We start from the raw sequence: 11,717 nt of genomic DNA, 5'->3' as shown, positions 1-11,717 counted from the left end.
TGTCTGGTTATGTCATTCGGTACGCAAACTTTTTACAGGGTTGGCACTTGCTGCTTTGATGGCTTGAAAACTTACGGTTGCCAATGCAATGAGAATGGTCAAGATACTTGCTATGGCGAATACGGCCCATCCGATGTTTGTTCTATAGGCAAATTGTTGGAGCCAGCCACTCATAAGGTACCATGCAACAGGAGTGGCAATCAATATGGCAATTAAAACAAGTTTTAGAAAATCGAGGAAAAGCAATTGCAGAATTGCATAAGTGGAGGAGCCCAACACCTTTCGCACACCTATTTCTTTCACCCGCATTTCATTGTTGAAAGCTGCCAATCCGAACAAACCAAGACACGAAATGAAAACGGCAAGAATGGCAAAGTACTTGGAAAGCGATAAGATTCGCTGTTCTGAAGAATACTGGGCATTGAACATTTGATCCTGAAAGGTGAAATTAAAATTGTAACCAGGATTGTAATCTGTATACAATCGCTTTAGGTTTTCAATGGTCTTCATTTCCGATCCAGAATGGATCCGCACCATTGCCAAGGCCAAATTGTTAGGGGAATACTTAAAAACAACAGGTGAAATGGGTTGCATGACCGAGGCGGTATGAAAATCCTTCATGACCCCAAGAATGGTCTTGTCCTCTCCCCAAAGGTTGATTTTTTGCCCAACAGGATTCTCCAGCCCCATTATCCGTATGGCTTCCTCATTAAACAATACGTAAGACTCGGGAGAACCGAGTTTTTCGTTAAAAGGTTCCCCCTCCACCATTTCTATATTGAGGGTCTGTGTCAGGGTTTTATCCACATTACGAACAATGAAATCTACCTCAAGATCCGCTGGCTTGCCGGCCCAGTCAATGCCATAGGTGGAAGATCCGCCGTCCTCCCGCACAATACTTTGGCTAAGTCCACCGACACGTTCCACACCCTCTATTTTTTCAATCTCATCGAAGAAAAATGGAATGTTGTCATAGGCCTTGCCTTCAAGGTCTATTTGGACTATGTTATCTTTTTGGTAGCCAATGGGTTTTGTGAGCGCAAAGTTGAGCTGGTTGTTTATGATCAATACCGATATGATCAGGACCAGGGATGCCATAAACTGAAAAACCACTAGGCCTTTTCGTGTAAAAAGTTCACCGCCATGGGTCTTAAAGGCACCTTTAAGTGTTGCCAATGGACTAAAGCCGGACAAATAAAATGCTGGATAACTTCCGGAAATCAATCCGGTAAGCAATGTGGCCAAAATCAATAAAGGGGCATTTTGGAAAATAAGTTGAAGATCCAGTTCCTTGCCCGAAACATAGTTGAACGCAGGAATCAATAAAAAGACCAATAAAAGGGCCAATATCAAGGAAAGGCATGTTAGGAAAATCGATTCTGTTAGAAACTGAACCACCAATGTTCTTTTAGTTCCCCCAACCGTTTTTTTTATGCCGATTTCCTTAAATCTCCTACTAACTCGGGCCGTGGAAAGATTCATGAAATTGATACAGGCAATGAGCAAGACCAAAATGGCAATGAACGAAAAAAGCCTAACATAGGTAATTCTGCCTCCACTTTGAATGCCATCCACATAATTGCCCTTTAGGTAAGCATCTGAATATTTTCTTGTGAAAAGACTGAACATGTTGCCGTCAAGATACTTGTCTACGAACCTGTCGATTTTTTTATTAAAGGTAGCTATGTCCGCGCCGGGTTTGAGGACAAGGTATGTTTGTGGGCCAGTATTGTACCATTCTTTTCCGTTTGTCCATAGGTCTTCCAGCAATTTCTTTTTGGTTCCTACGAAACTAAATTTCATGGTCGAATTGGAAGGAACATCCTCAAAAACACCTGTAATCTTGCCGCTCTGTTCTTTGCCAAAGAAGCTATATTTTATTTGGCGGTTTAGGGCTTCGTCAACAGAACCGAACAATTTTAAGGCAAAGTTTTCGGATACAACAATGGCATCCTTGTCTTGAAGCACCTGGTCTATGGATCCTCGTATCAGGGGAAAGGAAAACACATTGAAAAAGTTTTTATTCGCAAAAAGGCCTTCTGTTTTGAAAGTATTCTCCTCATCGGAGAAAGTGATTGCCATTCCCTCCCTCTCGAGGTTCATAACGCTCACGGCGTCTTCAACTTCGGGCAGATCTTTTTCCAAAGCTTCTGCAAGGGGCCCTTGTGTGCCTTCATGAATTTTGATCACTCCATTTTCTTCGCTCCTCATCAGGATCTGATATAGGCGAGGGTCATTTTCATGAAACGTATCGACCGTCATTTCATCCGTTACCCAGAAAAAGATCAAAAAAGCACTGGCCAATCCTGTGGAAAGACCTAGAATGTTTATCAATGAAAACAAAGGATTTCTCCTAAGGTTTCTCCAAGCTATTTTAAGATGTGTTTTGATCATGATGGTTCTTTTTTTGATGATGATGAGGTCGTTTGGTTATGTCATTCTGCGCGTAAACTTTTAGTAGGGTTGGTCAGGGCCGCCCTGATAGATTGAAAACTTACGGTCAAAAGCGCAATGCCCAATGCAATGGCGCCAGACAATACGAACATCCACCATTGCATATCTATTCGGTACGCAAACCCTTGTAACCAATTGTCCATGGAAAAATAAGCCAACGGGAATCCTATGAGCAAAGCAATAAGCACCAACTTGGCAAAATCCATGGAAAGCATTTGGCTGATGTTACTTACCGATGCACCCAAAACTTTACGGATACCGATTTCCTTTCTACGTTGTTCCGCAGTATAGGCTGCCAAACCAAAAAGGCCAAGTGCTGCCACAAAAATGGCCAGTATACAGAACACGATACTGATCTGCCCTGCCCGCTTTTCACGAGCATACATTTTTGCAATGTTTTGATCTAAAAAGGAATAGTTGAAATCTAGATTGGGAACAATCCTGTTGAACGTATTTTTAAGGTCTGCAACCGTATTGGCCAAATTGTTGGACTTAAAACGCACCAGCATAAAGGACTTGCCCTCGCTTGTGTTATTATTGAATGCATACGCCCCAATGGGCTGGTGCAATGATTCATAATTGAAATCATCCACTACACCGACAATGGTATTGGGAATTCCGATATATACCTCCTTGCCGATGGCCTCTTCTGGAGAGAATCCCAAATAATCGATAGCTTTTTTGTTCAACACCACTTCTATCAAGGTGTCCTTTTCACTTTTGAACTTAGGCAAACTACTGCCGGCCAAAAGATGTAGCTTAAGGGCGTCCACAATACCTGCATCGGTCACATTGGTCTGAATGTTCAGACCTTGTTCTTCCGTGTCATTTTTTCGAAGGGTTCTTCCACTTACATCCATGCCGGGATATCCTTGGGCCATGGATACTGCAGTCACTTCCGATAGGTTTTTGAACTCTTGCTCCAAGGCATTACGGTTTTCGTTATCGCGCATTCCGCCAATGGAAATGGCCATAACATTATCCGCGGCAAAGCCCAGATTTTTGTTTTGGATGTATTGTGTTTGTTGATAGATGACCATTACCCCAACAATCAAAGCGGCGGAAGCAGCAAATTGCATGACTACCAATCCTTTGCGAATGACCACATTGCCTTTACCTCTTTTTAAGGATGGGGAAAGGATTTCTTTCGGTAAAAACCTTGATAGGTACATGGAAGGATACAATCCCGAGAACAGAGTGGTCAACAACCAAACGCCCAAGGCAGCCATGAAAAAGGTTGGGTTGAGCAATAGATCAATGGTTAGGTTTTGGTTGGTAACACTATTGAAACTGGGCAACAACAGCATGGTCAACACCACTCCCAGTACAATGGAAATGGCTGTGATCAGTCCGGTCTCCACATAAAACCTACCCACCAAAGACTCCGAAGAGGCCCCTAGGGTTTTGCTGATGCCCACCTCCTTGGAACGTTTTTGGGAACGTGCAGTGGTCAGGTTCATGTAGTTGATACAGGCAATCAGAAGAATTAAAATGGCCAAATAGGTTAGGTTGCGCACTTCATTAATATCGCCAATACGGGACGCATACGAATTTCCGTAGGAAGCGGAATACAGGTGAACTTGGCTCAAAGGCTGCAAACCGAAGGAATACCACTGCTCTTCTTTTGGGAGATTTGCCTCTAGCATTTGGTCAATTTGAGTTTGGGTGGCGTCTACAGAAACGTTGTCTTTCAAGAGACAATAGGTTTCAAAACTGGCATTGGACCAAGAATCATTCTTATGGAACCAGTATCCGTTGCTTGACGCCATGATGTCAGCATCAAGGGTGCTGTTTTCAGGAAAATCCTGATAGATTCCGGTAACCTCCAATTCACGGGAATTGTCAATGGTTATGGTTTTCCCGATTGGATTTTCATGGTTAAAATAGGTTTTGGCCGCAGTTTCGGAAAGGATAACAGTATTGGGTCTATCCAAAACGGTTGTTGCATTTCCCTCGATCATTGGAATGTCGAACATGGTCAACAACTCCTTGTCCACCCAATAAAACATATCTTCCGTGAAGTTTTGATCGTTGATCCTGAGGGCAGCGGGCCTACCAAAATTATGTTTTAACAACCTCGCCGCAGTTTCCACGTTGGTCACTTCTTCCTTTATGGCCAAAGCAGTTACCGGGGGTACAGTAGCCCAAGTCTCAAAACCGAAATCACTATCGGTTTTCAAGAGTACCCGTTGTATTCTGTCCTTTTTCGGGAACATGGAGTCGAAGCTCCTTTCGTGGGAAATAAACAGAAAAAGGAGCATGACGATGGTCAGCCCCATGGAAAGTCCAACAATGTTGATTCCTGAAAATAGTTTGTTCGATTTCAGGTTTCGCCAAGCTACTTTTAGATTGTTTTTGAACATAATGGCATTTGTTGATTGATGATTAAACTCCTACACCATGGCACCCATAGGCTTGTTCTGGCTTTCGGTCACAATTTGACCGTCGAACAAGTTGATGACCCTGTGGGCATAGTGCGAATCGCGATCGGAGTGTGTTACCATGACGATGGTGGTCCCCTCTTGGTTTAGTTCTGTAAGCAAGTTCATTACCTCAATCCCGTTCTTGGAATCCAGGTTACCCGTAGGCTCATCCGCCAAGATCAGTTTGGGGTTGGTCACTACCGCACGGGCTATGGCTACCCTTTGTTGCTGACCTCCGGACAATTGTTGCGGAAAGTGTTTTTCCCTGTGGGCGATCTTCATGCGCTCCAATACCTTTTGTACTTTCTCCTTGCGTTCCGCCTTGCTCATTTTAAGGTAGATCAATGGAAGCTCCACATTTTCAAAAACGGTAAGCTCGTCAATAAGGTTAAAGCTTTGGAAAACAAAACCTAGGTTCCCTTTTCTCAATTGGGTACGCTGGCTTTCCTTCAGGCCGCCCACTTCATGGCCTGCAAAATTGTAACTTCCGCTGGTAGGGTTGTCCAACATGCCAATAATGTTCAACAAGGTTGATTTACCGCATCCGGATGGACCCATAATGGCCACAAACTCACCTTTTGCCACTTTTAGGTTTACCCCGTTAAGTGCTAAGGTTTCCACTTCTTCCGTTCGGAAGCTTTTCTTTAGATTTTGGATTTGTATCATTTCTTTGATGGTTGTTTTTCTGTAGTTTACTTAAAGACTTTGTTCAATTGATTGATGTTACACTTATCGGATTATTTTAAGACAATCCGTTCCGCATCACCAAAACTGTCGTAGTTGCTGGTAATGACCTGATCTCCTGGTTGAAGTCCTTCAAGGACCTCATAATATCTTGAATTCTGTTTACCCAACCTCACATTGCGTTTTACGGCTTCGTTTCCATTCGGTTCCACAACAAATACCCATTGTCCGCCTGTGCTTTGGAAGAATCCTCCTTTTGGCAGCAACATAGCGTCGTTGGATTCGCCCAGCTGCAATCTGATGTTATAGCTTTGTCCCGCCCTTATGGTTTCCGGTTTTTCACCTGTGAACACAAGATCCACTTTAAACCTGCCGTTGCGCACTTCAGGATAAACCTTACGCAAGCGAAGTCCGTATTCGTTGCCATTGCGCTCCAAGGTTGCGGATAGGTCACGTTTTACCCTATCGATATAGTGTTCGTCAATGTCGGCTTCAATTTTAAAATCGGTCAATACGTTGATCTGCCCAATACGTTGCCCTTGGGCAATGTTTTGTCCGATCTCCGCATCCAAGAATCCCAACTGACCATCCGCGGGAGCGCGAACGTTGAGGTGGTCTAACCTTTCGTAAACCATGGAAAGTGTCTTGCGCATACGCTCCAAATCGGTATCCAGACCTTTTAAGGAAGTTTCCCTCAATTGATCATCTTGTTCGGTCTGAAGTTTTACAATTTCAAATTGTTTTTGTGCCAGTTCATAATCCTCCTTGGCCTTTAAATAGACTTCTTTGGATATGAGTTCACCATCGTATAATTCTTGGTTTTGTTCAAAGCTCCTTTTCAAACGTTGAAGATCATACTGGGCCGTAGCCAAGGATTTTTTGCCTTCCACCTGTCTGGAATCAAAAGTGAGCTTGGTAGAACGTAGGTCGTTCTGCTTAAGGGCCAAGTTACTTTCGCTGGCCAAGATCTGCTCGTACAGGTTCATGTTCTCCAGTTTCAGGATGATGTCCCCTTCCTTCACCATGGAACCTTCCTCGATAAGTTTTTCGGAAACCCTTCCTCCTTCATACGCATCCATATAAATGGTGGCAATCGGAGCAACGTTACCATTTATGGTAATATAATCATCGAACTTGCCTGCTGTAACTTCGGCTATGGAAAGGCGCTCCTTTTCGGTCCTGAATGTGGACATGGAACTGGTGAAGATCAATTTCCAGCCCACGAAAAGCAACAATACACCGAGGGCGATGTAGCCGTAATGTTTGGGTTTAAGTCCTTTCTTTTTTTCTAATTGTATATCCATGGTCGTTTTTAGTTGATGTTAAATATGGGCAGTCCGCTGTAAAAGTCAATGGTGCTTTGGTTGACCTTTAGTTTGAGTCCTACCTGTAGGTTTTCATTTTGTGCAACCCCGTAAAGGTTTTTGGCCTGAAAAAGATCCAGTGCATTGATGAGTCCTTTTTCATATCTCTTTTGGGCAATTTCAAAGGCCAATTGTTGGGCCTTCACTTTTTGGTTGCTCTGTTCGTATTCGGCAATAAAGGATTGGTTGTCCTGAACCAGTTGCTGTAATAATTTGAATAATTCCTGTTCCTGTATCTCCAGATTGTTCTTGGCCTGCAGATAGGCAATTTTTTGTTGTTTCACCCTAGAATGGGCAGACCAACCGTTACTGATGGGAATGCTCAATTGTGCCGCTACATATTTGGAGGCGTTGTCATTAAACTGGGTTTTGAAGGGGATGATTTTTCCAGTAGCATCATCAACTTGGGTCTCAAAATATCCGGTAGAATACCCAGCTACCAACGAAAGGGAAGGCATTAGGTTTCCTCGGGTGGCCTGCAATTGTTTTTTAGCGGCATTAACTCGAAACTCCTGTGATTTTACCAAGGGCACAAATCCTCTCGCACTTTCGTAGAGCGAATCCAAAGCGATGCTTTCTTCTAATTCTGAAGAAGCCTCTTCCAAAGTTTCCTGTAAAACAATATCGGTTTGTTGGTTGAGGTTCATTTCTTGGAGCAGGTTCAACTTGGCATTTCCCAAAAGGTTTTTGTTCTGGGTTACCAACAACTTATCACCCAATAAATTGGATTCCGCTTCATAAAGATCGGCGCCGGCCATCATGCCCAGTTCCACTTGTTTTTTCACCAAATCATAATTGGATTGGGATATTTCCTGTTGCTCTAAAGAATTAGCGACCAAACCTTCATAAAATTTGATGTCATAATAAGCACTCATCACCCTAAAGGCCAATAGGAATTTTTGTTGGAGCACATCCTCTTGCGTGGCCTTATAAATAAATTTGGATGCACGGATGGTGTTCAATTTTTGAAAGCCGTTGAAAATATCCAAACTGGCACCCACCGAATAATTGTTGCTGAAGAATTCCGTGTTTACGTAATCGTTGGTGTTTGGGTCGGCCGTTCTACCAATGTTGATGGTATAACCCGTGGACCCATTTACGGAAGGTAATAGGTTCCGAATGGATTGCCGATACGTTTCTTTACTGGAATCGTTGTTGTAGTTGGTATTCTTCACCTGCAAGTTGTGTTCTATGGCATAGGCCACACACTCGTCCAACGTCCAGGATTCCTGACTGAACCCCAACACGGTGGTTAGGAAGAATAAACTTGAAATGTATGTTTTAAGGTTCATATGCAATTTGCTGTGCCAACCTATAGTCCAATCTTATGCCAAAAAGTATAAAGTGTTATAAATCAATAAGATATAAAAATTTGTGTAAAATTTAATGTCACAACTGTAAAAAATATTTACAACGTAATGTCAAATATTTATACAGACAAGAATTGTGTGGAAATAAAAAAGCCCGGATTTTTCCGGGCCAGATAAAAAAATGATTCAGGAACAGGATCAGTTCCTTTTGGGCGGTTTCGGGGGTCTCATTTCGGCAAGAGCGGTCTGGTATTTTTCAAACTGCTCCTTGGTAAGAAGGGTCTTAAGTTCTTCCTCTTTTTCTTCTTCCAAGGCCTTCATTTTTTCAAAGCCAGATTTGCGGTCTTCCTCCATCAATTCCTTGGCCTTGTTGTCATATTTTTCGGAGATTTCCAAAAAGCTGGCCTTCGTATCCTCATCCAAATCAAGGGATTCTGCAAGTTTCTTGGCCATTTCGGCACGATCGGGAGGGTTGCCTCCTGGGCCCCTATCCTTGTTTTGGGCAAACGCGTTCAAGCCTAAAACAAGCGTCAAAATCAGAATGAAATTTTTCATAATTCAAATTATTTAAGGTCTAAACTACAATCTTATCCTAGGCTTGGAATGCGAAATCGACAAAGGCCATTATTCCATATACCAACACTAGTTTTTTGGAGAAGTTGACACCTGTACATTGGGATTTCAAAAAACACTATCTTGGTTTTTTGAATATATGGATTGATTTTTGTTGCCGATTTGGCAATTCAAAATGGGTGGAAATGGTCAACGGAAAAATCTTATTGGTCGATGACAATAAAAGTATCTTGAGTGCGCTTGAGATCTTACTGCAATTCGAATACAAGGAGGTCACCTCCATTTCCAATCCGAACCAAATCTCTTCTTACCCTGACCTTCAAAGTTTTGACATTGTACTCCTTGATATGAACTTTTCCGCAGGCGTGAACACTGGAAACGAAGGATTGTTTTGGCTCCGGGAGATCTTGAAAAGGGCACCTCATACCTCGGTGATCATGATGACAGCTTATGGCGCGGTGGATCTGGCGGTAAGGGCGCTAAAGGAAGGCGCTGCGGATTTCATCCTAAAGCCATGGAACAATGAACGTTTGATGGCAACTGTTAGGACGGCTTATGAGCTCAGAAAATCCAAAAGAGAGATTCACAGCCTCAAGCAAAAGGAAAGCAACCTGAAGCAGGTCATCAATGCCGATAAAAATCTGATTGTTGGGCAGTCCAAAGCCCTTAATGAAGTGTTGAACCTTGTGGGTAAGGTGGCCAAAACAGATGTTAATGTACTCATCACCGGCGAAAATGGCACCGGAAAAGAAGTGATTGCCAGAGAACTGCACCGATTGTCTTCCCGAAAGGATGAAGTATTCATCAATGTGGATATGGGCTCTATTGCGGAAAATCTTTTTGAAAGTGAACTTTTTGGGCATACCAAGGGATCTTTTACCGATGCCAAGGAAGACCGCGCCGGCAAGTTTGAAGCCGCCCATCAAGGCACCCTTTTCTTGGATGAGATTGGGAACCTTTCCCTACAGATGCAGGCCAAACTGCTCTCTTGTATCCAGAATAAATCTGTGGTTCGTGTGGGGTCCAACAAACCCATCAACGTGGATATCCGATTGGTCTGTGCCACCAACTGCAATTTGGAAAAAATGGTTTCCGATGGACTTTTCAGGGAAGATTTGCTCTACCGTATCAATACCATTCATATAGAAGTACCGCCGTTGCGCGAACGGGAGGATGACATAGTGGTCTTGGCTGAATTTTTTCTAAAGAAGTTTGCCCAAAAGTATGACAAACCCGGACTGAAAATCAACAATTTGGCCCAGGAAAAACTAATGGAATATTCATGGCCGGGTAATATTCGCGAACTGCAACATACCATGGAACGCGCTGTGATCCTTTCCGATGGGAATGTATTGAAACCTTCTGATTTTCTGTTGAATACAAAATCAAACTTGTCATTGGATCTTCAACCATTGACACTCAACGAAATGGAGCAACAGATGATTTTTAAGGCTTTGGAACAGCATGATGGTAACTATAGTGCCGCCGCCGAGCAGTTGGGTATTTCCAGACAGACACTTTATAACAAATTGAAGAAAAAAGGAGACTGATGGCCAGTAGAAACTTTTACATCCAGCTGATTATCAGGGTGGCACTACTGACCTTGACCGCTATTTTGTTAGCCTTCTCCTTATCCGAACAGTGGTATTTTTCCTTTGGAATGTGTTTGCTATTAATGGTAGGTCAGGTGTATTCCCTCATTTCCTTTATCAACAGCACAAATAGAAAGATTGCCTATTTTTTTGACGCCATCCGGAATGAAGATTTTACATTGAGGTTCCCGGAACGGGTCACCATAAAATCCTTTAAGGAACTCAATCAAAGTTTGAACCGGGTTAATGGGCTCATTCAAGAAGTGCATCTTCAATTACAGATACGGGAACAGTACTATCAGGAAATCATTAAACAGGCAAGTATCGGCATCATGACCTATAATGAAAAAGGGCACATCATGTTCGCCAACCCCACCTTGGAGCGTTTATTGGATTATACCCCGCTCAACCACATCAAACAATTAAGCCAGGTTGATGAAAGCCTGTACAATATTTTTAAATCCTTTAAACCCTTCGACCGCAAACTGGTGCAATTGTCCAATGAGCGGGAGCAGACGCAATTGGCCCTGAAGTCGACTCCCATGACCATGGATGGCCAATCGGTTCTGCTGGTGGTGGTGCAGGACATCCACAAGGAGTTGGATGAAAAAGAAACCGATTCTTGGGTTCGACTCATCCGGGTATTGACGCATGAGATCATGAACACCATAACCCCGATTGCTTCCATTTCGGACTCCATTATTAAGTATTATAGACACAATGGGAAGATCACTCCTTTGGAAGAATTGGAGGAAAGCCAGATCAAGAACACCTTAAAAGGTTTGGAGGTTATCAAGGAGCAAGGGGGCAATCTCATGGATTTTGTGCAATCGTATCGTAGTCTTTTGCATGTTCCCGAGCCGAATAAAACCATTGTAAAAGCCAAAGAACTTTTGGAAAAAATCCACGTCCTCATGTCGGCACGGCCCCAAGAAGGAGAAACAGATTTTAAGGTACAGTGCGAACCTGAGAATTTGGAATTGTTCATTGATGAAAAGCAAATAGCCCAAGTATTGATCAATCTGGCCAAGAATGCCCTTCAATCTGTAGGTGAAATTGAGAACGGGAAGGTTAGAATGGTTGCCGGAATGGATAGTAACGGCATGAAATATATTGATGTACTGGACAATGGCCCCGGAATTCCACCAGAAGTGATGGATGAGATTTTTGTGCCTTTTTTTACCACCAAAAGCGAAGGAACTGGAATTGGCCTCAGTCTTTCCAAGCGGGTGATGCAATTGCATGGAGGGGGCATACAAGTACGATCTTTTCCTTATAAAGAAACCCATTTCCGTCTTACCTTTGCCTAAAATTTAT

General features: G+C 43.0%; 8 protein-coding genes. 2 read left to right on the top strand and 6 right to left on the bottom strand.

From position 1 onward, the window contains the following. Positions 1–12 precede the first annotated feature (12 nt). The 6 genes from LKX84_RS07765 to LKX84_RS07740 form a co-directional block, all read right to left on the bottom strand. Complete coding sequence (locus LKX84_RS07765; RefSeq protein WP_228236566.1) at positions 13–2,394, bottom strand: ABC transporter permease; 2,382 nt, start codon at positions 2,392–2,394, stop codon at positions 13–15. A gap of 41 nt (positions 2,395–2,435) precedes the next feature. Beyond that, entirely contained in the window at positions 2,436–4,817 is a 2,382-nt protein-coding gene (locus LKX84_RS07760; protein ID WP_228236565.1) for an ABC transporter permease, read from the bottom strand. A gap of 30 nt (positions 4,818–4,847) precedes the next feature. After that, positions 4,848–5,543: an ABC transporter ATP-binding protein gene (locus LKX84_RS07755; protein ID WP_163632388.1), complete on the bottom strand. Its 696-nt coding sequence runs from the start codon at positions 5,541–5,543 to the stop codon at positions 4,848–4,850. Between the two features lie 71 nt (positions 5,544–5,614). After that, positions 5,615–6,865, bottom strand: a complete 1,251-nt coding sequence (locus tag LKX84_RS07750) for an efflux RND transporter periplasmic adaptor subunit (protein ID WP_228236564.1) — start codon at positions 6,863–6,865, stop codon at positions 5,615–5,617. 8 nt (positions 6,866–6,873) lie between these two features. After that, entirely contained in the window at positions 6,874–8,217 is a 1,344-nt protein-coding gene (locus LKX84_RS07745; protein WP_228236563.1) for a TolC family protein, read from the bottom strand. Between the two features lie 216 nt (positions 8,218–8,433). Further along, positions 8,434–8,790 carry a hypothetical protein gene (locus LKX84_RS07740; protein WP_228236562.1) on the bottom strand — a complete coding sequence of 119 codons (357 nt, stop codon included), beginning with the start codon at positions 8,788–8,790 and terminating at the stop codon, positions 8,434–8,436. Between the two features lie 203 nt (positions 8,791–8,993). Between LKX84_RS07740 and LKX84_RS07735 the strand changes: the two genes are divergently transcribed. Both LKX84_RS07735 and LKX84_RS07730 read left to right on the top strand, forming a co-directional pair. Beyond that, entirely contained in the window at positions 8,994–10,358 is a 1,365-nt protein-coding gene (locus LKX84_RS07735; protein WP_228236561.1) for a sigma-54-dependent transcriptional regulator, read from the top strand. Then, positions 10,358–11,710 (top strand): sensor histidine kinase, encoded by a 1,353-nt coding sequence (locus tag LKX84_RS07730; RefSeq protein ID WP_228236560.1) that lies wholly within the window; start codon positions 10,358–10,360, stop codon positions 11,708–11,710. The genes LKX84_RS07735 and LKX84_RS07730 overlap by 1 nt, the downstream gene beginning before the upstream one ends. Positions 11,711–11,717 lie beyond the last annotated feature (7 nt).

The sequence above is a fragment of the Allomuricauda sp. M10 genome, assembly GCF_020782875.1.
Taxonomy (GTDB): Bacteria; Bacteroidota; Bacteroidia; order Flavobacteriales; family Flavobacteriaceae; genus Flagellimonas.
This window is presented reverse-complemented; position numbering and strand designations above follow the sequence as displayed.